The following is a 26,229-nucleotide window of genomic DNA, read 5'->3' on the forward strand; positions in this document are numbered from 1 at the left end:
GCGGCTTTCTTGGCAATGCGCTGGGCGCTGACGGAACAATGCTCTCGTTTGACGGCCGATCGTCCAGCAGCGGCAGGAAATGCAAGAATGGATATGCAGATATCGCAGGCGAGCAAGGGCGACAGGGATGCGCGATCAGCGGCATCCATCGGCGCCATGTCGCGCGAGCAGCTCATTCTGCAGCTGAGCGCCATTGCCGGCCCATCCTATCTGCAGGCCGGCCTGCGCGCGCTGGCGAGCTATGCCGGCGCCTCTCATTATCTTCTGGCGCGGTGCGATCTCATACAGGAGAACGGTCTCGATTTCGTCGTGGCCTGCGATTGGCCTTTCGATCTTGTCAGGCGCCTTGCACCGGAGTTGACGAGCGGCTATGGCCGCACCGGCGAGTTGGAAAAATGCATGGCGCTGTTCCAGCCGAGTGCGGCTGTCTTGCCCGACGATGTCGAGCTGCCGGAAGGCGTCGGTCGCCAATATTATGCTATGACTTTCAACGTCGGCCGAACGCGCTTCTCCTTGCTGCTGTTGACCCGCGACTCCGTGCCGTTCTTGCTCGAACGGCTCCGCGATGTCGGTCTATTGTCGGGTTATCTCGCCAGCTTCACGCGTTGCGTCGAAGTCAGGTCGGAGCGCGATTTCGATCTGACTGAACGTGAGCTGGAATGTCTGTTCTGGATCGCCGAGGGAAAGACGAGCGACGAGATTGCCATGATCCTTGGAATATCGCGCAATACCATCAACAATTACATCACCAGTGTCATGCGTAAGACCGCGACCAAGACCAGATCGGAGGCAATTGCCTTCGCCGTCCGAAACAATCTCGTTTGAAGGCATAGTGAATGCGATATCAGCCAGACAGGACGACGGGTACGCCGGCAGAAACACGGCTTACCCGCTCGGGCAGGATTTCTGGCCGCTCCGATCTTTTTCCGAAGCTCGTCTCGATGCTGAAGTTGATCGATGCGCAGCATTTTGCGGTTTATCGTCTCCACGGCTCCGGCCTGCCGCACAAGCAGCGCCTGGTATGCGAGCTCGACAATTGGGGCTCAGCGAACTCCGTCGTCGGCAAGGCTTTCGTCGACGCCTATAGCGATGCGCTGATCGAGCATATCGAGAAATCGATGCTTCCTCTCATGTGGAACGGCCGCGATAGCGACAGCACCGCCGAGACGCTGGACTTCGCCTCGTTCACGCAGCGCCTGAAACCGCATCTCGTGCCATTTGCCGGCGTTGCCTTTCCCGTACGGCTGGGTAGCGTGGGGAACGGCTATGTCGTCTTCACTGCGAAATTCATGGATCTGGCGAGCGACATGATCGTGGAGCTGCACGGCCGCTGCTGCCAGCTCATGATGGAGCTCCTGTCGCTTGATGAACGCCGCTCGCAGGCCGCCGAAGCACTCAGCGAGCGTGAGATCGTCTGTCTGCAGCTCGCCGGCGACGGCCGCATCAGCGAGGAAATTGCCGAGAAGCTCGGATTGTCGGTACACACCGTCAACGCCTATCTCGGCTCGGCCACGATAAAGCTTGACAGCGTGAACCGCATCCAGGCGATCGCGAAGGCGATCCGCTTCGGTTATATAAGCTGATAGGCTGAGCCGCCGCGCCGCGGCGGATAGCCCTTATCACATAAATTGCAAGATTTGGAAGCAGCTCAGCTCGCGCGAGCAATCTCGCCATGGATTACGTAGCGGGCATCCATGAGACTACGTGCGAGCAGCGCCGTATTCTCGTCCGGATCGGTCGACGCCCTGTCAAAGGCGATGTGATTGATCTCGATGCCGGCATGATGCTCGGCCAGCGCCAGTTTCGCATAGATGGTGACGCCGTGCGGCTTGATTTCGAGGTCGATCGTGACCTCCGCCGGGCCGCCCCAATCGAGCTTGTAATCGCCGCCAAGTCCGAAATTGACTGTGCCGGGGAGGAAATAGAGCTCGGCCGCCGAGGCAACGAGGTCAGCAATATTACCATATCGTTCGAAACGCAGCAGCGATATCAGGTCGGCGGCGTCGAGGAGGCGCAGCTCGCTCGCGACCGGGCTGATGGCTTCGGCAAGTATTTGTTCACGTTGGGCAGAGTAGGGGCATTTTTTCATTTGGTTTATCGTACCCGTTTTCTATTCGTCTGCGCGGCGTAGATCCTATGGATGAGCTCGGCGACAGCTTTGTAAAATACTGACGGGATGACGCTATCAACCGAGACTTGCGCAAACATGGAGCGTGCGAGGGGCACGTCTTCGAAAACGGGAATATTGTTGGCCTCTGCTATCTCTCTGATTTTCAAGGCGATAAGGTCCTGCCCCTTCGCGACGACGACGGGCGCGTCATTCTCTTCGCGCACATAGCGCAGCGCCACGGCAAAGTGCGTCGGGTTGGCGATGACGAGGGTCGCGCGCGGCACTTGCTTCATCATGCGGCGCCGGGCGCGGTCTCGCGCGATCGAGCGCTGGCGCGATTTGACGATCGGGTCGCCCTGGGATTGCTTGTGCTCGTCCTTGATCTCCTGCTTGGTCATTTTCAGCTGATCGAACCAGTGATATCGGCTCCACAACACGTCGGCGATACCGACGACCGCCGTCGCCATGAGCACGATGACCAGAATCCGCTGAACGATCGTCGACAGGCGCACGAAGATTGTCTGCGGGTCGGAAGACATGGAGTCCATCGCGTGGAAGAACTGGCTTCGCAGCACGAAAAACATGATGATGCCGACCACCACGATCTTGGCGAGAGATTTTCCGAATTCCACCAGGCCGGATGTGCTGAAGATCCGCTTCCATCCGGAGACGGGCGATATTCGGGAAAATTGCGGCTGGATGCGGTCGAGAACCGGCGTCGGCAGATTCTGGAACATCGAGGAGCCGATGCCGAAGGCGAAGAACAACACGACGGCCGGCAGCACCAGATTGCCGACTTCCCAGCCCAGGCGGGTAAACAGCAACATGGCGTCGGGGCCTGTTTCAAGTTGCCATTGATCCGGCTTTTCGAAGAGGTCGCGCAGGACTTCGCCCATGCGGCCCATGCGCTCCGGCAGGAAGAAGGTGACGTAGATGATGGTCGCGAGCATGGAAGCAAAGATGGTTGCGTCCCTGGAGTGGGGAACGTTGCCCTTCTCCACCGTGTCGCGGAGTTTTTTCTCCGTCGGCTTTTCTGTTTTACTGTCCTTGTCTTCGTCAGCCAAAACAGCCGTCCTTCATGAAACGGAAAGAGGCCGCGCATCACACGCGGCCCTGAGCTTGAACATACTAAGACGAATTAGGTGAGTCGTGCGGAGATTACGCTGCTTCTTCCACAGGCGTATTTTCCTTGGACTTGAGCTCGATCTGGCCGGAATTGGCGAGCCGGATGGCCTCCTGCGCGATAGCGCGTCTCGCGATGGCGATTTCGCGTGGGTTGATGCCGGTATTGCCCATCTGCAGATCGGATTCGATCATGCGCCGTTGGCGCGGGCTGATCGAGGAAAGCACGATCTCGCGGATTTCGTTGTTCGAACCCCGGAGCGCCATGGTGAGAATGTCGGCGGCGATGTCGTTGAGCAGCAACACGCGGCTCGGCTGCGGCATGCGGATGAGATCGTCGAACAGGAAGATCTTCGGACGGACCTTCTCGACCGATTCCTTGTTGATCGATTCCAGCGAGTTGAGCAGGGTATCGACCACCGGCTTGTCGAGTTCGTTCATCAGATCCGCGACCTTGGTCGAGCCGGAAGCGTTGCGTTCGGCATCGATCTCCGCCATCAGCCCGAGAACGCGGTTCTCGATGATCTGCGCCGCCTTCGGACTGACTTCCTTCAGGTTGACAGTACGGTTCATGATGTCTGGGCGCTGCGCTTCCGGAAGCTGCAGCAATACCTTCGCGCCGAAGGCCGACGGCATCATCGACAGCACATAGGCGACGGTTTGCGGATGCTCGCGCAGGAGGAACTTCGCGACGAAAACCGGATCGGCCTCGCCGAGACGGTCCCATATCGAGGTTTCGTAAGCCTGGAAGGCGGTACGCCTGCCGAGCAGGCTGTCTACCTCGTCCGGCGTCAGGCCTTCCTCGAGAATGCTCTCGATGGCCTTGGCGTTGTCCATCAGGCCGGCGCCCTCCGTGAAGAGGTCCTCGAATTCCGCCACGAGTAGCGCCAATTCATCCGGTGGAATGAGCCTCAGCGATTGTGCCGAGGCGATGATGAGCTGCAGTTCATTCTGGGTAAAATACTTGAGCAGCCGTCCCGCCACCTGCTTTCCCATGGCAAGAAGGACGGCCGCCGCTTTTTCAGTCTGAGATAACGGTTTCTCGGCAAGCGCGCCGCTGAAATCGTCAAAGTCCATCATGGTCTTCGTCTCCATCCCGCACGGGGAGTGGGCTCATCCTGAGCCGGGTTCAGCTTTTTTTCGTATTGTATATTTCAATGAGCTTGATACCGAACCTGGTGTCGTCATGTTCCAGAACGGTAATTTCGCCCCGGCCGATCTTGCGGCCGTTTACGGTAATTTCGACCGGCTCGCCGATCTTCTTGTCGAGTGCGATAATGGCACCTTCGGTCAGGTTCATCAGGCCGGAGACCTGCATCCGGCAATTACCGAGAACGATCTGGACGTCGATCGGGATATCCATGATCAGGTCGAGATTGGCGGCAAGAGCGCTACCCGGCGGGACAGGCTCGGAGGATGGGCCACCGAAGTCGCTGTCGCCGAAGGCCGAGCCGGAGTTGTCGTCGCCAAAATCGCCGAATGTCGAAAGGCCGGTGCTTGGTTCCGCGCCGAATGCATCGGCATCGAGATCCGGCATGCCGCCTTCATTGCCCTTTTTCAGGACGCCGCGCAGGCCATCGATGGCCTCGTCCAACGCGGCGTCGCTGCTTGAAACTTCGAGCGATTCCTCGCTGCTTTGCTGTATCGTCTTCGTAGCCATGAAATCACTATTCCAGTTGAAACTTGCCTCAAGCTGCCGTGGGTGGCGGGCACCGCCAGCCGGTCAATTCATCAGGTGCCGAAGAAGCTCGTCATCGGAATTCACATTGTCCTTGACGCGCACCGTATAGTTTTCGCCAGAGCGTCCGAATTCGCAGATGTAGAGATCCTTGCTGTTGGCGCTGACCTCGACCCGCACGTCGCCCGCATCCATGAATGGAATGACATCGCCGACGGCGAGCCTGGAAATCGTATCGAGCGTCAGGGATTGCAGCCGGATGCGCGCATCCAGCGTCACCTGCGAGCGGCGCACCTGCTCGCCGAGCTGTTCCGACCATGTCTCGGAGGCTGCCGTCGTGTTCTTCGGCCGCGGTGCACTGACGACGGTCCGCAACAGTTCGCGCTGGGGCACGATGATGACGACCTGGGAAAGCGACTTGCCGAGCGAAACCGTCATCGTGATCGCCGCGGCGAATTCATCCTTTTCGCCGCTGACCGGTGCCGGACGATCTTCGACATTGTGGGGCGGGTCCAGATAGGGCTCGAAGCCGCCGGTCGCATTGACGGCCGAACGCAACACATTGGCGATCTTGTCGAACACCATGACGGAAAGATCGAGTTCGATCACCGAAAGCGGCCGGGGAACGGCGGCTTCCATGTCCTCCAGACGAGCTCCCAGCATATGTTCCATAAGCGTCATGATAAAGCCGGCGCCGCAGCCGAGCACGAATTTCGGCGCCCAGTTGCGCAGCGAACCGTTTACCAGGGCGTAGCTGCCGCCAAGTCCGGCAACCAGATCGTTCATAAGACCCGGCTGACAGCTGGCATAGGCGATCCCTATGTCGAGACCGGTTTCGCTCTTGATCATATCGGGCAGAAATTCAGCATAGACCTGTCCGAACGCCGTGCCGAGCTTTGTAAGCGCCGCCTCATCGCCAAGGCTGCCCGTGAGCTTGGCGTAGAGGATTCGATCCATCGTCTGCATCTTGTGTGCGGATTGCTGGCTCATGGTCATCAGGCCGCCTTGCTCTCACCGCCGGGGTTCATCATTTCCTGCTCGACGGCGTCGATGGAAGGACGCTCATAGGAGGAGATGGTCTTGCGACCATATTCAAGCGCCACCTGCGGTACGGAGCCGTTCATATAGGCCAGCAGCGTCTGCTTCACGATGACGTAGAGACGATGCTGCTTGTTGCGCACGACCTTGATCTGCGAGACCAGCGGCGCGCAGACTGAGTAGGACAGGATGATACCGAGGAAGGTGCCGACCAGCGCCGAGCCGATGAGATGGCCGAGCACTTCGGGTGATTCGTTGATGTGGCTCATAGCCTTGATGACGCCGAGAACGGCGGCGACGATACCGATGGCGGGGAAGGAATCGCCCATGATCGTGATCGAATGATAGGGCTTCATCTTATCGTGCTGCATGGTGTCGAGTTCTTCATCCATCAGCGCCTCGATCTCGTGGGAGCGGGCGTTGCCTATGATGATGAGACGAACATAATCGCAGATGAAGGCCGTCAGATCCTTGTTCTTCAGCACGGTCGGCGCCGCCTTGAAGATCACCGATTCATCGGGGTTGTCGATATGGGCTTCGATTTCGTTGCGCGACTTGGTGCGCAAGTCCCGCATCAGGGCGTAGAGCACGCCGAGCGTGTCGAGATAGTCGCGCTCCTTCGGAACTGCATGCCGGAACGCTTCCAGCAGTGCCTTGCCCGAGTCCTTCACGACCTTCATTGGATTGGCCATGATGAAGCCGCCGAGACCGGCGCCTGCGATAATGACAAATTCGAAGGGCTGGAATAGCGCGCCTACGTCTCCGCCCATGGCCATGAAGCTGCCTATGATGCAGCCGCAGGTCACTACAAATCCGATAATAATGTTCATCGTCGGTCCACACCTGAACGTTGCTTCATACGATGAACTAGGAGACCTGCCTTGCGTGAGGCTGTTCGTCGTGTTGCGCGACCGCCTTTTGCCTTGTCAGCTTCGCACAAGCCAGTGCAGGCAGAGTAACGTGCAAGGGCATCCATGCCCCGCTAACGAAATGTAGGAGCGCCGTTCGGCGTTTCCTTTCCCGTTATTCTCCAATGTCCGGAGGGCGTTGAAAATGCAGTCTGGTATCTATGTGGCGCTGTCGTCCCAGATGGCGCTTGAGCGGCGTCTGACCACGATCGCCGACAACTTGGCAAACGTGAATACGACGGGCTTCCGGGGCACCGAGGTCAAGTTCGATCAAGTCCTCAGCAATACCCAAAACAAGCTGAACGCCAAAGTCGCCTTCGTGTCGCAAGGCAACGACTATCTCTCGACCGACAATGGCGAATTGCAGAACACCGGCAATCTATTCGACTTCGCCGTCAAGGGCGACGCCTGGTTCGGCCTCAACACACCGGCGGGTCTGGTGTTGACGCGCGACGGCCGTTTCACCATGACCGACAGCGGTGCTCTGGTGTCCGTGCGGGGCTTTCCGGTGGTCGATCCCGGCGGCGGACCAATCCAGCTCGACCCGGCGGGCGGCGCGCCGACCGTTTCGTCGGATGGTACCGTCTCGCAGAACGGCAAGCGCATGGGCCAGATCGGTCTCTATGATGCGGATGTCGGCAAGGGCTTCCTGCGCTACGAGAACAGCGGCATTCTGCCGACGGACACGCCCCAGCCGGTTGTCGACCGCTCGAATGTCGGCGTCGCCCAGGGTTACCTCGAAAACTCCAACGTCAACGGCATGCGGGAAATGACCCAGCTGATCGAGGTCAATCGCGCCTTCGACAGTATCAGCACGCTGACGAGCAGCAGTGAGGGCACGCTCACGGACGCGATCAAGACCCTCGGCGGCAGCCAGTAAAGAGGGCGGATCATGTTCGAGGATCGGTTGCCGGATGGTGCATTGTCGCCGAAGCTTTCGCACATGGCTGTCCTGGCGGGCCAGTATGCGGTGGCGGAAAATGCCGTGGCCCATGGCGGCCACGTGCGGACGATCGCCGCCGGGCATTACACGGTTGCCGGTCTCTCCAGACAGGTGCGTCTCGGCGATTTCGTCGCGCATCGTTCGCAAACGGGCGTCCATCTCGGCGAGGTCGTCCGCGTCGAACCCGAGCTGACCTATGTCTGTCCGATCGAGCCGGGAGAACCGATCGGCATTCAGGATACCATCATCCGCAAGGGCGCCTTCCGCATCGCGCCGAGCGACGGCTGGTGCGGTCGCACGATCAATTCGCTGGGTGAACCGATCGACGGGCTGGGACCGCTGGCGATGGGGCTGGAATCGCGCGCCATCTCCAACACCGCGCCGCCCTCGATGACGCGCAAGCGCGTCGATACCGGCTTCAAGACGGGCGTGCGCGCCATCGATATCTTTTCGCCGCTGTGCCTCGGCCAGCGCCTCGGCATCTTTGCCGGCTCCGGCGTCGGCAAGTCGACGCTGCTGTCGATGCTGGCCAGAGCCGACGCCTTCGACAAGGTCGTGATCGCACTGGTCGGCGAACGCGGCCGCGAAGTGCGCGAATTCATCGAGGACACGCTCGGCACGGATATGCAGAAATCGGTGGCCGTCGTTGCGACCAGCGATGAGAGCCCGATGCTGCGCAAGATGGCGCCGCTGTCGGCGATGACCATCGCCGAACATTTCCGCGATCAGGGCGATAACGTGCTGTTGATCGTCGACAGCGTCACCCGCTTCGCCCATGCCATTCGCGAGGTTGCGACCGCGTCGGGCGAACCGCCGATCGCGCGCGGATATCCGGCCTCGGTCTTCACCGAACTGCCGCGTCTTCTGGAGCGCGCCGGCCCAGGACCGGAGGGCACCGGCACGATCACCGCCATCATTTCCATCCTCGTCGACGGCGATAACCACAACGATCCGATCGCCGATTCCACCCGCGGTATTCTCGACGGCCATATCGTCCTGCAGCGCAGCCTTGCCGAGGAAGGCCGCTATCCACCGATCGATCCGCTGGCGTCGATCTCGCGTCTGGCGCGCAAGGCCTGGACACCGGATCAGGAAAAATTGGTTTCGCGTCTGAAGGCGCTTGTGCATCGCTATGAAGAAACCCGGGACCTGCGCCTCATCGGCGGGTATCGCCAAGGGGCTGACGCGGATCTCGATATCGCCGTCCGCCAGGTTCCGATCATCTACGAGATACTGAAGCAGACCCCTGGCGAGCGGCCGTCGGCCGACGCGTTTACCGACCTTGCGACCGCTTTGAAGAATGCCTCGGCCGGAATGGTTCCGGCCAAGGGAAGATAGCGGTGGCAAGATGCATCACCTCATCCATCCCTTTGAATTCAAAGATCCTGTTCTCAGCTAGCCGACATTTCCTAACTTCGTGCCGAAAGAGGGACCAAACGTGAGAGAATCCGATGCAGACGAACCGGTCGCTCCGCTGAAGCCGGCGAAGAAGCGAACTGTCACGGACAGGGCCTTGGTCTGCGCGGGCCTGGCGCTTGCCGGCGCGTCAGCCTTTTTCCCCTGGTACGTCTTCCTGAACCCGGACAAGTTCGGCATCCACGTGGCCGAAGGCGACCGCTCGCGCGATTTGCCGAACTGGCCGGGCCGTGAGATCGTCAGCGTGTCGCCGCTTGCCATGGTCAACAAGAACCCAAACGGCCCGAAGGACCTCATTCCCGATCCCTTGACGACCGCGACTGTCAGCAATGTCGGGCGCGAGGACGATAAGGGACAGCCCGCCGAGGACCAGCCGCTCCCCGGCAAGTCCCCGTTCCATCTGCTGCACGTCGCAAACGGCCGCGCTTTGATCGAGGATGACACGGGCATGTACGTCGTGCGCGTCGGATCGATTCTGCCCGACAACAGCCGTCTGGCCACCATCGAGCAGCGCGATGGAAAGTGGGTGATCGTCACCTCGACGGGTGATGTTTACGGCCACAATTGAAAAGCCCGGAATCGCCTGCGTTTCAGGCGTTTCGAAGAGTTTGCAGGAACGCATTTCCCGCAAGTCCCACGCAAGATTATGCCGCTAGGGTGATAGTGTAAGAACGGAGAGAAGCCATGCAACCCATTCAGCTCTTTGACCTGGCCTCGCGGCAAGCCGAGTGGCTCCAGGCGCGTCAGGAAGTTGTTGCCGGCAATATCGCCAATGCCAATACCCCGAAATATCGCGCCAAGGACGTTACGCCGTTCCAGGCCGTTCTGGACAACCAGAACGTCGGCATGGTGAAAACCAATCCTGCACATCTTTCGGGCAATGAATTCAGCGCGAGCGGCGACGTCAACGTCGAAGAAGCGTCGCTCAGCCAGGAAATAGGCGTCCAGGAGTCGGGTAATACCGTCGGCCTGGAAGACGAACTCTCCAAAGCCGGCGATATCAAGCGGCAATACAGCTTGAACACCGCGCTCGTGAGCTCCTTTCATCGCATGATGTTGATGACCGTAAAACAATAGATGAAGTGAAGATGTCATGGACCCCTTATCAGCCGCATTGAAGATTGCAGGCTCCGGCCTGGAGGCCCAATCGACCCGTTTGCGTGTCGTTTCCGAAAATATCGCCAACGCCCGCTCGACGGGCGATACACCCGGCGCCGATCCCTACCGGCGCAAGACCGTGACTTTCGGCGCCGAGCTGGACCGTGCCAACGGGTTGACGACGGTCGGCGTCAAGAAGCTGGGCGAAGACACTGGCAAGTTCGTCGAGGAATACGATCCGGACAATCCGGCAGCGGACCAGAAGGGCTACGTCAAGATGCCTAATGTCAACGTCCTCGTCGAGATGGCCGATATGCGGGAAGCCAACCGCTCCTATGAGGCCAACCTGCAGACGGTCAGGCAGGCCCGCGATCTCATCTCTTCCACTATTGACCTGTTGAAGAACCAATAATGATCGATTCAATCAAGAATGTCGCCTCTCTCTCAGCCACCCGCGGCCTTGGCAGCATTGCCACGGACCTGACCTCCGCCGCATCCGGAGTGCTTGGCTCATCGCCGGCCGTCGCGATGGGAACCACGGCCGGAATGAGCTTCGCTTCGGTCATGTCGAATGTCGCGAAGGACTCCGTCAACACGCTGAAGGAAGCTGAAAATGCTTCCTTTGCCGGCATGAAGGGCCAGATGAGCACACGCGAAGTCGTCGACAAGGTCATGCAGGCGGACCAGACGTTGCAGACCGCGATTGCACTGCGTGACAAGCTCGTGTCAGCCTTTCTCGACGTTACGAAAATGCAGATCTAGAGCGGTGTTACCGCTCTAATTAACTGATTTGGCGGGAATTATTCGCAGGCCGCGCCGCGGTTTCGAAGGCCCCGCCCCACCTCGAAGGACGAAAGCATGAGAGCGCTCGCAATTGCCGCGACGGGCATGGACGCCCAGCAGACCAACCTGGAAGTGATCGCGAACAACATCGCGAACATCAATACGACGGGTTACAAGCGTTCGCGCGCCGAATTCTCCGACCTTCTCTATCAGACCGAGCGCGCCAAGGGCATCGCCAACCGGCCGAACCAGGCCGTGGTTCCCGAAGGCGCCAACATCGGTCTCGGCGTGCAGACCGTGGCTGTGCGCAACATCCAGATCCAGGGCGAACTGTCGCAGACGCAGAACGATCTCGACGTCGCGCTCGTCGGCCGCGGCTGGTTCCAGATTCAGATGCCGGATGGCACGACGGCCTATACCCGCGCCGGATCGTTCAACAAGAGCGACACCGGCCAGATCGTCACGCCCGACGGCAACGTGCTCGAGCCCGGCATCACGATCCCGAACAATGCCAGCAACATTACCATCAGCTCGGCCGGCCAGATCGCAGCCACCATCGGCACGGCGACGACGCCGACCGTTCTCGGCCAGTTGCAGATCGCCAACTTCGTCAACGAAGCCGGCCTGCAGCCGATGGGCAGCAACCTTTTCACACAGACGCCCGCCTCCGGCAATCCGGTCGTCTCCGATCCGAACGAGAACGGTTTCGCATACCTGAAGCAGGGTTATCTGGAATCGTCGAATGTCGATCCGGTCAAGGAAATCACCGATCTGATCACGGCACAGCGCGCCTATGAGATGAATTCCAAGGTCATCACGACGGCTGACGACATGGCGCAGATCGTCAGCAAGAACCTGAAGTAGCGGGAAGGACGGGCCGAACATGAGGTTTCGCCGGATGAAAAGCTTAGCAATGGCCTGGCTCGCCGCAGCGAGCCTCTCCGTCGTGTTCGTGTCGATCGCGCCCGTAGGCGCGGCACGCGCCGACGCGGCCGGCATGGGTACCGCGGTGGTGCCGACCGAAACGATCTATCCGGGCGACATCATCAGCAGCGGTCAGCTCGAGGAGGTCGAAGTCACCAACCCCAATCTGACGGGCGATTATGCCAAGCGGCTCCGGGAGGTGACGGGTCTGGTATCGAAGCGGACGCTTCTGCCTGGCCGGACCATCTCCGTCTCCGCTTTGCGCCAGCCCTACGCGGTAACGCGCGGCTCCAACATCCGCCTGGTGATGACCATGGGCAGCATGACGATCACCGCGGCCGGGACTCCGCTGGATGACGGCGCCGTCGGCGACAGCGTGCGTGCCCGCAATATGGATTCCGGCATCATCGTCAACGGCACGGTTCTCGAAGACGGCACGATCCGCGTGGTCGCAAAATGAAGAGACTTCGTCAATTTTTCGCGGTTCTGCTTGCATTGCCAAGCCTGATCGTTGCCGATCCGGCCATGGCGATGCAAGCGCGCATCAAGGATATCGCCTCGCTGCAGTCAGGACGTGACAACCAGCTCATCGGCTACGGCTTGATCGTCGGTCTCCAGGGGACCGGCGACGGCTTGCGTTCCTCGCCTTTTACCGAGCAGTCCATGCGGGCGATGCTGCAGAATCTCGGTATCTCGACCCAGGGCGGCCAATCTGCCGCCAGGAACACCGCCGCCGTCATGGTCACGGCGAACCTGCCGCCGTTTGCAAGCCCCGGGAGCCGCATCGACGTGACAGTCAGCTCGCTCGGCGATGCGACGTCGCTTCGCGGCGGTACGCTCATCATGACCTCGCTGAGCGGTGCCGACGGGCAGATCTATGCCGTCGCGCAGGGCTCGGTCATCGTTTCGGGCTTCCAGGCCCAGGGCGCTGCCGCAACGGTCACCGAAGGGGTCACGACGGCCGGCCGCGTACCCGGCGGCGCCATCATCGAACGCGAGCTGCCGTCGCGCTTCAAGGATTCGGTCAATCTGGTCCTGCAGCTGCGCAATCCGGACTTTTCCACCTCCATCCGCATTGCCGACACCGTCAATACCTGGGCGACCTCGCGCTTCGGCGCGCCGATCGCCGAGGCCAAGGATTCGCAGGAAGTCGCGATTGCCAAGCCCAAGATGGCGGATCTGACGCGGTTAATGGCCGACCTCGAAAACCTCAGTGTCCAGACCGACACACCGGCCAAGGTCGTCATCAACGAGCGGACCGGAACGATCGTCATCGGTGCCGACGTTCGCGTCTCGCCGGTCGCCGTCAGCTATGGAACGCTGACGGTACAGGTCAGCGAGAACCCGCAGGTCATCCAGCCGGAGCCCTTCTCGAACGGCCAGACGGCCGTCCAGGATCAGACCGACATCACCGCCACCAAGAGCGGCGGCCGTGTCGCGGTGCTGGAAGGGCCCGACCTGAAAACGCTGGTCTCCGGCCTCAACAACATCGGCGTCAAGCCGGACGGTATCATCGCCATCCTGCAAGGCATCAAATCGGCCGGCGCCCTGCAAGCGGAGCTCGTATTGCAATGATATCGATCGCCATCGCCCGGAAAATGCTGAACTCCTGTGGCCTCGCGGCAACCTTGGCAACAGTTACCATGGTGCTGTCGCTCGGCTTCGCAACGGCGCAGGAAGCGCCAAAGCCGGTCGTCGTCGACCCGGCTTCCAGCCAGGATGAGATCCGGCAATTCTGCACCAACATCGCCAATCCGGCCCGGGATCAGCGCTACCTGCTGCAGAAGCAGGAATTGGAGAAGCTGCAGGCGGATGTCGATCAGCGCATCGCCACCATGGACAAGCGCAAGGCGGAATACGAGGACTGGCTCAAACGCCGCGACGACTTCCTGAAAACCGCGGATCTCGGCTTGGTCGACATCTACAAGAACATGAAACCGGATGCGGCGGCGGCGAGCCTCAACGATGTCAGGATCACGGTGGCGGCAGCGATCATCATGAAACTTTCGGCGCGCCAGTCGAGCCTCATTCTCGCGGAAATGGATGCAAAGAAGGCGGCTGTCATCACCAACATCATCGCCAGCGCATCCGACCCGAATACATCGAAGTCGAAGGACCCCACATGAACATGCGTCTTACGGCCACGTGCGCGGTCGTCGTCTTCCTCGCCGGTTGCAACTCTCAAGCTCTGAAGGAGATCGGCAGGGCGCCGGCCATGAGCCCGATCGGCAGCGGCCTGCAATACGCACAGACGCCACAGATGTCGCAATATCCGAAGCGGCCCCACCAGGTCGCGCAGGGCTATTCGCTCTGGAACGATTCGCAGGCAGCCCTCTTCAAGGACGCGCGCGCGCTCAATGTCGGCGACATCCTGACCGTCACGATCCAGATCAACGATAAGGCGAACTGGGACAACGAGACCAACCGCAATCGCACGAACAAGAGCGACATGAACTGGGATATTTCCGCCAAGATCTTCGGCTGGAAGCCCGCCACCAACGCCGATGCAACCTCCGGCTCTGATACCAGTACCGACAGCAAGGGCAAGATGCAGCGTTCCGAGCAGATCAACTTGCTGGTCGCTGCGGTCGTGACCGGCATTCTCGAAAACGGCAACCTGATGATCAGCGGCTCGCAGGAAGTCCGCATGAACCAGGAAATTCGCATTCTTAACGTCGCCGGTATCGTGCGGCCACAGGACGTTACCGCGGAGAATACGATTTCCTACGACAAGATCGCCGAGGCGCGCATCTCCTATGGCGGACGCGGTCGCCTGACGGAAATACAGCAGCCGCCCAGGGGACAGCAGGCCGTCGACTTGTTGTCGCCGCTTTGACGGCCGGTGGCATCGGATAGTTTGAGAACGGACGGACAAGGACATGGCAGTGGCCACAGACGAACCGGCAAAAGGCAAGGGATCGCCGCTGATCATGACGATCGTCGGGCTGCTGGTGCTGACCGTGCTCGGCGGCGGCGGCGGCTGGCTGCTCGGCACAGTGGTCGCCCCGAAGATCAAGACCGCAACGGCGGCCGTGCAGGCAACGGCGCAAGCCGCCGGTAACGGCAAGCAGGCTGCGGCGGCCGCGCAGGCGAACGGCGTCATCGCGCTTGACCCGATCACCGCCAATCTCGCCTATCCCTCGCAAAACTGGATAAGGCTTGAACTTGCGCTGGTATTCAAGGGGCAGCCCGACGCGCAGCTCGCCCAGAGCATCCATCAGGACATCATGGCCTATATCCGCACGGTCTCCCTGCAGCAGATCGAAGGCGCACGGGGACTGCAATATCTTCGGGATGACATTCAAGAGCGTGTTGACCTGCGCTCGGAAGGACGCGTATCGAAAGTTATGTTCAGAACTTTCGTGATCGAATGATTCGATTAATACTTGTCATATCTGTATTAGCTATTGCTGTATTGTCGCCTGAACTGGCGATGGCGCAGCAATTGCCGCAACAGCTCCCCACCGATCTTCTGAACGTCCCCGTGAATGGCTCGGTCGCGGCCTGGATCATCCGCACGTTCGGCCTGTTGACCATCCTGTCGATCGCGCCCGGCATCCTGATCATGGTGACGAGCTTTCCGCGCTTCATCATTGCTTTCTCGATCCTGCGTTCCGGCATGGGCCTGGCGACCACGCCGTCGAACATGATCCTGCTCAGCCTGGCCCTGTTCATGACCTTCTACGTCATGTCGCCGACCTTCGATCAGGCATGGAAGGATGGCGTGCAGCCGCTGCTTGCCAACCAGATTTCGGAGGCCGATGCCGTGCAGCGCATCGCCGAGCCGTTCCGCACGTTCATGTCCAACAATACGCGCGACAAGGACATCAAGCTTTTCGTTGATCTGGCGCAGGAGCGCGGTCAGACGCCGGTGCTCGACAACAAGATCGACTACCGTGTTCTGATCCCGGCCTTCATGATCTCGGAGATTCGTCGCGGTTTCGAGATCGGTTTTCTGGTCGTCCTGCCGTTTCTCGTCATCGACCTGATCGTATCGACTATCGTCATGGCCATGGGCATGATGATGTTGCCGCCGACGTCGATTTCGCTGCCGTTCAAAATTCTTTTCTTCGTGCTGATCGACGGCTGGAACCTGCTGGTCGGCAGCCTCGTCCGTTCCTTCCACTGACGGGTCAGCCGCCGGCGCTCGTCGGAAACCTGGTTCCCGACGATCTGCAAGCCTTACTCGGCGGCGATAGCCGCCGCGTTCTGATCATAAGTCAGAAAAGGCTCCATGCGCGGCGGCAGCGCCGGCACGTCCATGTGGTCGGGTGCAAGGCCCTGCTTGGCGCGTGCCACCATCATCTCGAAGGCCGTCTCCAGATGGTGGGTGAAGCGTTCGGCGTCGAAGAGCGGCTTAATGGAGCGATTGACGGCCAGTGTTTCCTTGAACTGCGCAATGCGTTCCGGCTGGCCGGCGAGCTGCACGGCCATGTCTTCATAGGCCTGGATATCGTCGGCCACCAGCTCCGGTAAGCCTATCGCGTTCAACAGGCTTTCGCTGACGCGGGAGGCGAAGTTGGTGCCCTTCACGGTGAGGACCGGCAGGCCGCCCCAGAGCTGTTCCGATGTGGTGGTATGGCCGTTGACCGGGAAGGTATCGAGGCCGAGATCGGCAAGCTGCTGACGATCGATGTGGTCCTCGTAGCGAATACGGGTGGTGAAGACGACCCGTTTGCGGTTGATGCCGCGCGCTTCCAGGCGTGACCAGAGATTGGCTTCGGCGCGCGGGCCGTTGCACAGCAGCCAGAGCACGCTGTTCTTGCTGCGCTTGAGGATGTTGCACCACACGTCGACCATCTGCGACGTGACCTTGCGGTTGCCGTTGAAGGAGGCGAAGACGAAGGCCTCCTCGGGCAGCCCGTGCTGCGCGCGCGTCGTCGGCCGTGGCTTCGGGCGGTACAGCGGATCGTTCGGCTGATAGCATTCGGGCAGGCGGCAGAACTTCTCGTGAAAATGCGGCTTCGAATGGTCCGGCAGCACGTAGGGGTCGCCGACGATGTAGTCGAGATCGATATTGACGGCCGTGCCGGGGAAGCCGAGCCAGGCAGCCTGGATCGGGGCGGCCATGTGATTGAGGATGCGGGCGCGGCTTTCCTTGGTATGTCCCTTGAGGTCGACCAGAATGTCGATACCGCGGGCGCGGATCATTTCCGCCGCAGCCTGGTCGGAAAGGCTGCGGACGTCGACCATCGCCCCCCATTTCGCGTGATCGAATTCCTGCTCCCGCTGGGAAGACAGATCCGAATGGTCGAAGAGCGTGATCTCGAACCGATCCCTGTCGTGCAATTCCAGGGTACGCTGCATGAGTTTCATGGTCGCATGTCCCGGCCAGAAGTCGGACGACAGATAGCCGATGCGTATCTTGTTGCCCCATGTATGCGGGGCGTTGCGCCGTGCCTCGGCATGGCCGGCTGGCAGCGGCACGGTATCGTGGATCGCAAGCTTGTTGATCGCCTCGTCGCCGCACCAGTGCAGATGGAAGAAGGGATTGTCCGGAATCACGTAATCGAGATTGCCTTGCGCGATCGACGCGGTGATGGGGGCCATGTGCCTGTCGACGACTGCAAGGTCGGACACCTCGCGGGCGAAGATCAAATAGAGCGTGCGAAAGATGATGTTGTCGGGGTGCTTCTTGAACAGCGTCGCGACGATGTGTCGGTTGCCTTCGTCATAGAGATCGTCCGTCAGCAGTTTCGCTGCCATGAGCCGATGTCTAAGTTCGGGTCCCTCGACGAGTACGGTCTTGAAGCCGACGAGGAGTTCTTTCTGCTGGCGGCTGAGGAAAATGCGCGTGAGGACGAAGGCAAGGTCAGGATCCTTGAATGCCATCGGCAGGATCATGCTTCCGATCGCCAGCGCCTGATCGTCGTTGCCGCAATCGCCGTGCAACAGCAGCGCTTCGCGAAGATACTCCTCGCGATGGGGCTTTTGCCTGCCTGCCAGTTCGTAGGCGCTTGCCGCATCCGATTTGAACCCGAGCTTCAGCAATGTTTTCGCCAGCAGCGCGTAGGTCTTGGGTGACCTGTCGACGTTAAGCAATTCGTTCAGCGTTTCCAGCGCGCGCGTATATTGCCCCTTCTGATAGAAACCGGACGCTGTCACAAAGGCGTTTTTCGTATTCACGAGCGAGAACTCCGAGCGGAATGTTGAACTGGGCTCCGGTCGAAGACCGAGCACCGGCATCATGGATTCGCCGCATCATCGCGCGCGTAGCTTGCCTGAAACCGAAGCATCTGTCGAAAGGCCTTCATGCTTTCTTAGCCACGTTCCGGAGAGATATTTCCCGGCAGCCGGCGCTTAAGGAATTCGCAAGCAATGGATGCGAGTGTCCTTGCGACATGACGGGTTTGGTCCGCTAGGAAATGGATCGAGGTGCATGAAGCCGCTCCGTCATCGCCGGTGTTTTCAGTCCGGTATGTCCTCCTTTTTGTATCCAGTTTCCAGGGGACAACCTCAATGACCAGCATTATTACCAACAATTCCGCAATGGCCGCCCTCCAGACGCTGAAGGGCATCAGCAGCAGCCTGCAGAGCACACAGAGCGCCGTTTCGTCCGGCCTGCGCATCTCCAAGGCTTCCGACAACGCTGCTTACTGGTCGATCGCCACCAGTATGAAGTCCGACGACAGCGCCCTCGGCGCCGTTTCCGACGCTCTCGGCCTCGGCGCCGCCAAGGTTGACACCGCATCGACGGCCGTCACCAGCGCCATCGACGTCGTCGGCCAGATCAAGGACAAGCTCGTCAGCGCCATGGAAGGCTCGGTCGACAAGTCGTCCATCCAGGAAGAAATCGGCCAGCTGCAGCAGCAGCTGCAGAGCGTTGCCCAGTCGGCTTCGTTCAACGGCGAAAACTGGGTCATGGCCAAAAGCGGCGACTCCGCTTCGGTTGTTGCCTCCTTCATCCGTGGCACCAACGGCACCGTTTCGGTCAGCACGACGTCCTACGCGTTCAACTCCGGCGCAACCGGCAACGTTCTGTTCGGCGCAACCGCATCCGGTTCGATCGACACGACGTCGGGCATTCTCGGCACCAAGACCGGTTCCTACTCGGTCTTCAGCCTTGACATCACCGGCATGACCTCCGGCCAGATCTCCACCTCCCTCAACATGGTTCAGACCGCTCTGAACTCGTTGACCAGCATGGGTTCGAAGCTTGGCTCGATCTCCAGCCGCATCGACCTGCAGACGAGCTTCGCTTCCTCGCTCTCCAGCTCCATCGAATCGGGCGTTGGCAAGCTGGTTGACGCCAACATGGAACAGGAATCGAGCAAGCTGTCCGCTCTGCAGACGCAGCAGCAGCTGGCCATCCAGTCCCTGTCGATCGCCAACTCTTCGACGCAGTCGATCCTGTCGCTCTTCCGTTAATCGGAAGCGTCAGCTACCCGCTGATCGAAATTCCTAAACAGGAAGTTAACCGCGCCTATCTAAGGCGCGGTTTTTTTTATATTTTCAGGCCTAACACGGTTCAGCTTTTCTTAACTATATTGCTGTTTCTTAGGACCATCGAAACGGCGAGTTAACCTTAACGGATTTGGTTAACAGGCATGATGCTGAATGCCGTTACCGGTTTTTGGTCCGGAATGTCCCTTATTTAACCACTGCCAAAGGGGCAAAATATCATGACGAGCATTCTTACCAACAACGCCGCAATGGCTGCTCTCCAGACACTGCGCAGCATCGGCTCCGATCTGCAGAACACACAGAGCGCCGTTTCGTCCGGCCTGCGCATCTCCAAGGCTTCCGACAACGCTGCTTACTGGTCGATCGCCACCAGCATGAAGTCCGACGACAGCGCCATTGGCGCCGTTTCCGACGCTCTCGGCCTCGGCGCCGCCAAGGTTGACACCGCAACCACCGCCGTCACCAGCGCCATCGACGTCGTCGGCCAGATCAAGGACAAGCTCGTCACCGCCATGGAAGGCTCGGTCGACAAGTCGTCCATCCAGGAAGAAATCGGCCAGCTGCAGCAGCAGCTGCAGAGCGTTGCCCAGTCGGCTTCGTTCAACGGCGAAAACTGGGTCGTAGCCAAGGGCGGCGACTCCGCTTCGGTTGTTGCCTCCTTCATCCGTGGCACCAACGGCACCGTTTCGGTCAGCACGACGTCCTACGCGTTCAACTCCGGCGCAACCGGCAACGTTCTGTTCGGCGCAACCGCGACCGGTTCTATCGACACGACGTCTGGCATTCTCGGCACCGTGACCGGCACTTACTCGGTCTTCAGCCTTGACATCACCGGCATGACCGGCGGCCAGATCTCCACCTCCCTCAACATGGTTCAGACCGCTCTGAACGCCCTGACCAGCATGGGTTCGAAGCTTGGCTCGATCTCGGCTCGCATCGACCTGCAGACGAGCTTCGCCTCTTCGCTCTCCGACTCGATCGAATCGGGCGTTGGCAAGCTGGTTGACGCCAACATGGAACAGGAATCGAGCAAGCTGTCCGCTCTGCAGACGCAGCAGCAGCTGGCCGTCCAGTCCCTGTCGATCGCCAACTCTTCGACGCAGTCGATCCTGTCGCTCTTCCGTTAATCGGAAGCGTCGGCGCCGCGCGCCGGTCGAAATTCCTGAACAAGAAGTCAACCGCGCCTGCCAAAGGCGCGGTTTTCCTTTTTTGTCGCTTGCTGCTTCAGTGGCCTCTACGAAGCGGCCGCGAGCGTGGCGCCAGCCTTGCCGCAAACCGCATCGACGAAGCCGTCGAACAGCTTGCGCATGGCGACCTGCTTGTAGGGATAGATGGCCGGATCATCCATATTGTGGACCACCATCGCGACATCGAGCTCGAACACCAGCAGGCGCCCGTCGGGGAGTTCGGCGCAGTCAATGCCGAAATAATCGAGCCCGATGTGGCGGTGGAGAGCTGCAAAACTGGTCTTGTGACGAACCGCGAAGTCCGTATCGAAGTTCTCCATCCAGGCCTGCTCGACGGCGCGCTTTGCCGCGCTTTGCCCCATGCCTGCGCTCAGATAGTGCACGATCCAATGGTCGGAAAGCGCCATGTGGCTCGCAAAAGCCCTCCCGTTGATGAACACGACGCGCTGCTTGTTGTAGTAGCCGTCCGGGCCGCGGAAATCGATGAAGGGCGCGACGTAAAGCTCGGCAGCCGGCTGTATCTCCAGCCAGGCTGACAGTCCCGCGAGATCGGCGATGCGCTCCATTCCGTGGCCGGCATGGGTGCTGATCGGCCGGATGACGAGCGGGAACGCGAGACCCGGAACGCAATCTTCCAGGCGTTTGACACCCGCGCCCACGGCGACGAGATCCTGGCGTGATACGCGATAGGTGGTCGGCGAGAGGATTGATGGCTCGTTGGCCAGCATTTCGCTCACGCCGTCACGTGTCAGCCTGCTGATCAGTTCGGGATTGCGGTTCATGACAGGGCCGTCGAAACCCGCAAGCAGCTTTTCCATATGGGCGAGGAGAGGCGCGTTTTCGGTCGATTCCCCGATTGCCATGAAGGCTACGTCGTATTCCGGCAGATCTGCGAGCGCGGTGGTTTCGAGGTCGACGTAGCGCAGCCACAACACACAATTGCTGCCCGCCAGCAGGAAGTCCACTGGCGTGTTCGCCATGAAATCGCCTTCCGTGACGAAGGCCAGAAGGCGGGGGCCGGTTCCATTGCCATGGACCACACAGAAATCGCGGCGCAGCTGCACGGCATTGTGCAGGATCTGGCGGGCCTCCTCGGTGCGGCTCAGTGTTTGCAGGATCGTCGCCATGTCCAGGAGTGTTGCGGCATCGGTAGGATCCGCTGTCGCGCGCTGCATCAGCTCGTTCCAGAGCGGCGTCACGTCGCGGCCGGCATAGATGAGCGATACGATCCTCTGCATGCCCAGTATGCGGGCGCCAGCCCATGTGTCTGAAGAAACCGGGGCGGCAATGGGGGCTTTGGTCATCAGCATTCGCGTAGATCCTGTCGGGAACCGAGTGTCAAAATGCCCTGAACGAGCGCGTCTATGTCCGCCTGTCGCGTGCGATGGTTCACGATCGCGGCGCGGATTGCCGGCTGTCCGTTCAGATGGGTCAGAGACGGAGCAACCCGGCCTTCGGCATGGAGGTGTTCGACGATATCGGCGTTGATGGCCGGTGGCGCCTTGCCGTCGGGGCCGACATAGGCAAAGCAGACGATATTGAGCGCGACAGGCGCCAGCAGCTTCAGGGCCGGCTCTCGCTCGACCTTTTGCGCAAGGCCGCGCGCCAGCATGCAATTCGCGCTCATCGCATTGCCCAGCGCCTTGACGCCGTAGGTCTTCAGGGTGAACCAGGTCTTCAGCGCGCGGAAGCCGCGGGAAAGATCCGGACCGTAATCGCAGGGCCACCAGTCGCCGCCGGCAAGGCCCGTGGCTGCGCGGCTGAGATAGGCGGCTTCCGACGCAAAGGTTTGACGCTGCCACTCGCTGTCTCGAACGAGCAGGAAGCCGGCATCGTAGGGTACCTGGCCCCATTTGTGGAAATCGAAGGCCAGCGAATCGCAGGTCTCGATGCCCGCGAACAGATCGGCGAGATCCTCGCTCAGGATACCCAGCGCGCCCAGTGCACCGTCGACGTGAAAATGAAGATCGTATCGGTCGGCGATGCCGCGCAGGGCGGCCAGATCGTCAACGGCACCGGTATTGACGGTTCCCGCGCTTCCGATCACGAGGAACGGTGTATGCCCTTCCTGCCTGTCGCGCAGGATCGCCTGCTCCAAGGCCTCGATATCGATCTGCCCGGCGGCGTTGACCGGGATGCGCCTCAGCTGATCGCTGCCGATCCCGGACATCTCGAAGGCGCGCGGCACGCAGCCATGCACCTCACGCGACGCATAGGCCACCAGACGAGCTTCGTCGGATAGCCCTGTCGCACGAACATCGGTGCCGAGTTTGCGGCATCTTGCAAGTTGCACCGCTACGAAATTGGCTTGAGATGCGCCGGTCAGGAATATGCCGCCGGCCGTATCCGGAAACGAGAATATCTGGCGTGTCCAGCGGATGATCTGGCGTTCGACCTCGATCGGCATATGATCTCGCCCGCCGAGATTGGCGTTCAGCCCTCCAGCGAGCATTTCGGCAAGCATGCCGGTAACCGTGCCGCCGCCCTGCACCCAACCCATGAATCCCGGATGGATATTGCCACTGCCATAGGGGAGGATGTTGTCGCGGAAAATCGCATGGACATCTTCGAGGTCACTTGCTTCGATGGGCAACGGTGCATCGAACAGCGCGCGTCCGGAAGACGGGGCGGGTTGCCAGACCGGCTTTGCAGCAAGTGTTTGCAGATGATCGAACATGTCGTCCAGCATCTGATGACCTTGCTTGCGCAAGGCCTGCCAGTCGTCGGGATCGAGGCTCGTCCGCTGATGGCGATCATCCGCCACCCGCCCGGCCTCCTGCAAGCTAAACATCGTCACCTCGTATTCGGCCGTTGTGCCGACATTGCCGCCCGGCCGCGTCTTACTCGACATTCGTCGGATCGGCGCAATGCTATGCCGTCCAAGATGGCGCGAGGCTGACTTGCATTGTTCAAACGCTCCAAAATGGCAAGATCACCCCGAAATCGACGCTTTCATGCACGTGTTGCGAAAGACCCTTGGGCATACGCAATGCAAGGTGGTGCATATGGAATCCCCGAGAGTTTGATCAGCTATTCTCCAGAAAGTATGATTCCGTTAACTTTTACGCGCGGCATTAACCTTTTGTTAAGGCTAATGCTGTCATTTGCAGCTAACGCAACGGTTGGTTAACCACTCTTAAGAGCCGGTTAACAAGCATGAGGCTGATTGCCGTTCCCGGCCGCAGACCGGAATGTCCCTTCCAAATTCAGCCACAAGGGGCACCCTTCGATGACCAGCATTCTCACCAATAACGCGGCAATGTCCGCTCTTCAGACTCTGCGCTCCATCAATACGAACCTCGAAGATACTCAAAGCCAGGTTTCTTCCGGCTATCGTGTCGCCAAGGCATCCGACAACGCCGCCTATTGGTCGATTGCTACCACCATGCGTTCCGACAACAGCGCGCTTTCCGCCGTCTCCGACGCGCTGGGGCTGGGTGCCGCCAAGGTCGATACCGCCTATACGGCCATGGACAATTCCATCACCGTCGTTCAGCAGATCAAGGACAAGCTCGTCGCAGCAACCGAAAACAGCGTCGACAAGGCCGATGTGCAGGAGGAGCTCGCGCAGCTTCAGCAGCAATTGGAGAGCATTGCCCAATCCGCCTCCTTCTCCGGACAGAACTGGATGTATGCCGTCAATGGCGCGTCGGCTTCCGTCGTTTCTTCCTTTGTGCGCAACAATGACGGTACTGTCGCCGTCAACAGCACCAGCTACAGCTTCGATACCGGATCGCAGGGCAATGTCATGTTCGGCGCGGATGCCACGGGCGCCATCGATACCAGTTCGGGCATCCTCGGTACCCAGCAGGATATCAACGGGACAGCCTATTCCGTCTTCAGCCTCGATATCACCAACATGACGGGCGGTGATATCGCCAAATCGATGAACCTTGTACAGGGCGCCCTCAACGCCATGACAAGCACCGCTTCGCAGCTCGGTTCGCTCTCGACCCGCATCGATCTGCAGACCAGCTTCGTCTCCTCCCTGCGGGACACGATCGACTCCGGCGTCGGCAAGCTCGTCGATGCGAACATGGAAGAAGAGTCGAGCAAGCTTTCCGCATTGCAGACGCAGCAGCAACTGGCGATCCAATCGCTGCAAATCGCCAACAGCAGCGCGCAGAACGTCCTGGCGCTCTTCAAGTGAGCCTTGACTGGAGCTTACCTTGAGATGGCGCGGCGGCTTTTCTCTCTTGTCGCCGCGCATAAGCTTTTGTTAACCTTGCCGCGTAACTGATTTGCAGTTTTCTGCGCAGGGCCGTTTTTCGATCTCTTTGGAGCGATTTCGGCACCTTGTTCTAGCGACGGGCCGTGCTGGGATATCTCCCGCTGGTGGGCATGAGGCCAATCGTTGCTGCCGGATCGGCCCGGTTTGCCAGTTCCAATGGAATTACGGATATTCAGATGAGCAATGTGACGACGAATCGTGCCACGTCCGCGGCACTGACCGTGTTACGCGGAGTCAACAAAGACCTGGGTGTCGTGCAGCAGCAGGTTTCATCCGGCTTTCGCGTCCAAACTGCAAGCGACGATCCCACCTATTGGTCGATGGCGACAACGATGCGCTCGGACCGGAGCAGTCTTTCCACGATTACGGACGCACTCGGCCTCGGCTCCTCCAAGGTCGACACGGCGTCCACGGCCATGGATTCAGTCGTAAGCCTGCTGACCCAGATCCAGGCCAAGCTGGTTTCTGCAAAGGAGCCCGGCACGAACAAGGATGCCGTCAATGCCGATATTCAGCAGCTCAAGGGCCAGCTGCAATCGGTCACGCAGTCGGCGTCCTTCTCCGGCGAGAACTGGCTCTACAATGCCAATCAGCAGGCCACGACGCAGCAATCCGTCATCAGCAACTTCACCCGCGGTGCCAGCGGGCAGATAAGCCCCGTGTCGATCAACTACGACAGTTCGCAAACCCTGATGATCGATACTGCCGATCCGAGCCGCGGATTGCTGACGAAGAATGTCGATGCAAGCACGTTCGACACCTCGAGCGGCGGCAGCACTACGGCCCGCAACTATTATCTTCTGGCCGCCGATAGCGGCACGACGCCGACCGGTGGGACGGAGATCTCGATCTCGAGCAGTACGACGGACGCTGAATTGACGGATATGCTCAATGTCACGAATTCGCTTCTGACGTCTGCAACCGCGGCGGATTCGACCCTTGGCCTGATGAAGTCGCGCATCGACGATCAGTCCAGCTATATTTCAAAGCTCAGTGACGCCATCAAGAGCAGTGTCGGCGATCTTGTCGATACGAACATGGAAGAGGCATCGGTGCGGCAGAATGCCCTTCAGACGGCGCAGCAGATGGGCGTTCAGTCGTTGTCGATCGCCAATAGCATGGCGAGCAAGGTGTTGATTCTCCTTCAGGGGAAATGATGGTGGGGCGGCGCGGCCAGATCGGCAGCGGTCCCGTCTTCATCCTCGCACAAGTTTGACTGCCTACGGTCCATCGCAGTGGCATGGTTGCGCAGTTTGCCGATGACATCAGTCGTCATTTCCGGCAGCGCAGCCACAGGACGGAAACCGGAAGCGTGATGATCGACGTTTTGAGCATGGGAATTGTTCGGCCCTCTTATGGCATCCACTCGCAACGCCATGCCGATGCG

General features: G+C 60.0%; 28 protein-coding genes. 19 read left to right on the plus strand and 9 right to left on the minus strand.

All coding sequences use genetic code 11. The annotated features are described in order from the left end of the window. Positions 1-87: 87 nt before the first annotated feature. Both visN and visR read left to right on the plus strand, forming a co-directional pair. Positions 88-825 carry a transcriptional regulator VisN gene (gene visN, locus AB8B29_RS01015; RefSeq protein WP_037203234.1) on the plus strand — a complete coding sequence of 246 codons (738 nt, stop codon included), beginning with the start codon at positions 88-90 and terminating at the stop codon, positions 823-825. 11 nt (positions 826-836) lie between these two features. Next, positions 837-1,583 (plus strand): transcriptional regulator VisR, encoded by a 747-nt coding sequence (visR, locus tag AB8B29_RS01020; protein WP_037203235.1) that lies wholly within the window; start codon positions 837-839, stop codon positions 1,581-1,583. A 65-nt stretch (positions 1,584-1,648) separates the two neighbouring features. Here the strand turns inward: visR and AB8B29_RS01025 are convergent, their stop codons facing one another. The 6 genes from AB8B29_RS01025 to motA all read right to left on the minus strand — a co-directional run bounded on the left by AB8B29_RS01025 (position 1,649) and on the right by motA (position 6,778). Further along, the gene (locus AB8B29_RS01025; RefSeq protein WP_047555998.1) at positions 1,649-2,089 is read right to left on the minus strand and encodes a hypothetical protein; all 441 of its coding nucleotides are present in this window, start codon (positions 2,087-2,089) and stop codon (positions 1,649-1,651) included. Between the two features lie 5 nt (positions 2,090-2,094). Beyond that, the gene (gene flhB, locus AB8B29_RS01030; RefSeq protein WP_037203238.1) at positions 2,095-3,174 is read right to left on the minus strand and encodes a flagellar biosynthesis protein FlhB; all 1,080 of its coding nucleotides are present in this window, start codon (positions 3,172-3,174) and stop codon (positions 2,095-2,097) included. Positions 3,175-3,268: 94 nt separating this feature from the next. Continuing rightward, positions 3,269-4,312: a flagellar motor switch protein FliG gene (fliG, locus tag AB8B29_RS01035; RefSeq protein WP_037203338.1), complete on the minus strand. Its 1,044-nt coding sequence runs from the start codon at positions 4,310-4,312 to the stop codon at positions 3,269-3,271. A gap of 49 nt (positions 4,313-4,361) precedes the next feature. Continuing rightward, the gene (fliN, locus tag AB8B29_RS01040; RefSeq protein WP_092575060.1) at positions 4,362-4,892 is read right to left on the minus strand and encodes a flagellar motor switch protein FliN; all 531 of its coding nucleotides are present in this window, start codon (positions 4,890-4,892) and stop codon (positions 4,362-4,364) included. A gap of 63 nt (positions 4,893-4,955) precedes the next feature. Beyond that, positions 4,956-5,906 (minus strand): FliM/FliN family flagellar motor switch protein, encoded by a 951-nt coding sequence (locus tag AB8B29_RS01045; protein ID WP_167669587.1) that lies wholly within the window; start codon positions 5,904-5,906, stop codon positions 4,956-4,958. Beyond that, positions 5,906-6,778, minus strand: coding sequence for a flagellar motor stator protein MotA (motA, locus tag AB8B29_RS01050; RefSeq protein WP_037203242.1), 873 nt, complete (start codon positions 6,776-6,778; stop codon positions 5,906-5,908). Before motA ends, AB8B29_RS01045 begins: the two co-directional genes overlap by 1 nt. A gap of 223 nt (positions 6,779-7,001) precedes the next feature. Between motA and flgF the strand changes: the two genes are divergently transcribed. The 13 genes from flgF to fliP all read left to right on the plus strand — a co-directional run bounded on the left by flgF (position 7,002) and on the right by fliP (position 16,149). After that, positions 7,002-7,736, plus strand: a complete 735-nt coding sequence (gene flgF, locus AB8B29_RS01055) for a flagellar basal-body rod protein FlgF (RefSeq protein WP_037203244.1) — start codon at positions 7,002-7,004, stop codon at positions 7,734-7,736. Between the two features lie 12 nt (positions 7,737-7,748). Continuing rightward, positions 7,749-9,137: a flagellar protein export ATPase FliI gene (gene fliI, locus AB8B29_RS01060; protein WP_037203246.1), complete on the plus strand. Its 1,389-nt coding sequence runs from the start codon at positions 7,749-7,751 to the stop codon at positions 9,135-9,137. Positions 9,138-9,237: 100 nt separating this feature from the next. Beyond that, entirely contained in the window at positions 9,238-9,783 is a 546-nt protein-coding gene (locus AB8B29_RS01065) for a flagellar protein (protein WP_092575058.1), read from the plus strand. 116 nt (positions 9,784-9,899) lie between these two features. Then, a complete protein-coding gene (gene flgB, locus AB8B29_RS01070; protein WP_037203248.1) occupies positions 9,900-10,292 on the plus strand; it encodes a flagellar basal body rod protein FlgB in 393 nt (130 codons plus the stop codon). A 16-nt stretch (positions 10,293-10,308) separates the two neighbouring features. Continuing rightward, positions 10,309-10,725, plus strand: a complete 417-nt coding sequence (gene flgC / locus AB8B29_RS01075; RefSeq protein WP_037203249.1) for a flagellar basal body rod protein FlgC — start codon at positions 10,309-10,311, stop codon at positions 10,723-10,725. Continuing rightward, entirely contained in the window at positions 10,725-11,075 is a 351-nt protein-coding gene (locus tag AB8B29_RS01080; RefSeq protein WP_037203251.1) for a flagellar hook-basal body complex protein FliE, read from the plus strand. Before flgC ends, AB8B29_RS01080 begins: the two co-directional genes overlap by 1 nt. A gap of 96 nt (positions 11,076-11,171) precedes the next feature. Continuing rightward, positions 11,172-11,960 (plus strand): flagellar basal-body rod protein FlgG, encoded by a 789-nt coding sequence (gene flgG, locus AB8B29_RS01085; RefSeq protein ID WP_037203253.1) that lies wholly within the window; start codon positions 11,172-11,174, stop codon positions 11,958-11,960. Between the two features lie 34 nt (positions 11,961-11,994). Then, positions 11,995-12,480, plus strand: coding sequence for a flagellar basal body P-ring formation chaperone FlgA (gene flgA / locus AB8B29_RS01090; protein ID WP_376774213.1), 486 nt, complete (start codon positions 11,995-11,997; stop codon positions 12,478-12,480). Continuing rightward, entirely contained in the window at positions 12,477-13,595 is a 1,119-nt protein-coding gene (locus AB8B29_RS01095) for a flagellar basal body P-ring protein FlgI (RefSeq protein ID WP_037203258.1), read from the plus strand. Before flgA ends, AB8B29_RS01095 begins: the two co-directional genes overlap by 4 nt. Positions 13,596-13,618: 23 nt before the next feature. Continuing rightward, entirely contained in the window at positions 13,619-14,146 is a 528-nt protein-coding gene (locus AB8B29_RS01100) for a MotE family protein (RefSeq protein ID WP_244655112.1), read from the plus strand. Continuing rightward, positions 14,143-14,856 (plus strand): flagellar basal body L-ring protein FlgH, encoded by a 714-nt coding sequence (flgH, locus tag AB8B29_RS01105; RefSeq protein ID WP_037203261.1) that lies wholly within the window; start codon positions 14,143-14,145, stop codon positions 14,854-14,856. Before AB8B29_RS01100 ends, flgH begins: the two co-directional genes overlap by 4 nt. 43 nt (positions 14,857-14,899) lie before the next feature. Next, the gene (locus AB8B29_RS01110; RefSeq protein WP_037203263.1) at positions 14,900-15,394 is read left to right on the plus strand and encodes a flagellar basal body-associated FliL family protein; all 495 of its coding nucleotides are present in this window, start codon (positions 14,900-14,902) and stop codon (positions 15,392-15,394) included. Continuing rightward, entirely contained in the window at positions 15,391-16,149 is a 759-nt protein-coding gene (gene fliP / locus AB8B29_RS01115; RefSeq protein WP_037203264.1) for a flagellar type III secretion system pore protein FliP, read from the plus strand. The genes AB8B29_RS01110 and fliP overlap by 4 nt, the downstream gene beginning before the upstream one ends. Before the next feature lie 53 nt (positions 16,150-16,202). Here the strand turns inward: fliP and AB8B29_RS01120 are convergent, their stop codons facing one another. After that, a complete protein-coding gene (locus AB8B29_RS01120) occupies positions 16,203-18,146 on the minus strand; it encodes an O-linked N-acetylglucosamine transferase, SPINDLY family protein (RefSeq protein ID WP_047641202.1) in 1,944 nt (647 codons plus the stop codon). A 333-nt stretch (positions 18,147-18,479) separates the two neighbouring features. On the opposite strand from AB8B29_RS01120, the gene AB8B29_RS01125 reads away from it, so the two are divergent. Continuing rightward, positions 18,480-19,388, plus strand: a complete 909-nt coding sequence (locus AB8B29_RS01125) for a flagellin N-terminal helical domain-containing protein (RefSeq protein ID WP_145675919.1) — start codon at positions 18,480-18,482, stop codon at positions 19,386-19,388. 254 nt (positions 19,389-19,642) lie between these two features. Beyond that, entirely contained in the window at positions 19,643-20,551 is a 909-nt protein-coding gene (locus AB8B29_RS01130; protein ID WP_113118244.1) for a flagellin N-terminal helical domain-containing protein, read from the plus strand. A 107-nt stretch (positions 20,552-20,658) separates the two neighbouring features. Here AB8B29_RS01130 and AB8B29_RS01135 read toward each other — a convergent pair whose 3' ends face one another. Together AB8B29_RS01135 and AB8B29_RS01140 are read right to left on the minus strand one after the other, a co-directional pair. After that, positions 20,659-21,921: an ATP-grasp domain-containing protein gene (locus tag AB8B29_RS01135; RefSeq protein ID WP_037203270.1), complete on the minus strand. Its 1,263-nt coding sequence runs from the start codon at positions 21,919-21,921 to the stop codon at positions 20,659-20,661. Then, entirely contained in the window at positions 21,915-23,402 is a 1,488-nt protein-coding gene (locus AB8B29_RS01140; protein WP_113118249.1) for a pyridoxal-dependent decarboxylase, read from the minus strand. The genes AB8B29_RS01135 and AB8B29_RS01140 overlap by 7 nt, the downstream gene beginning before the upstream one ends. A 438-nt stretch (positions 23,403-23,840) precedes the next feature. On the opposite strand from AB8B29_RS01140, the gene AB8B29_RS01145 reads away from it, so the two are divergent. Continuing rightward, positions 23,841-24,761, plus strand: a complete 921-nt coding sequence (locus AB8B29_RS01145) for a flagellin N-terminal helical domain-containing protein (protein ID WP_047555981.1) — start codon at positions 23,841-23,843, stop codon at positions 24,759-24,761. A gap of 257 nt (positions 24,762-25,018) precedes the next feature. Continuing rightward, positions 25,019-25,999, plus strand: a complete 981-nt coding sequence (locus tag AB8B29_RS01150; protein WP_113118245.1) for a flagellin N-terminal helical domain-containing protein — start codon at positions 25,019-25,021, stop codon at positions 25,997-25,999. Positions 26,000-26,229 lie beyond the last annotated feature (230 nt).

The sequence above is a fragment of the Rhizobium sp. 11_C7_N12_5 genome (genome assembly GCF_051811145.1).
In the GTDB taxonomy this organism is placed as follows: Bacteria; Pseudomonadota; Alphaproteobacteria; order Rhizobiales; family Rhizobiaceae; genus Rhizobium; species Rhizobium lusitanum.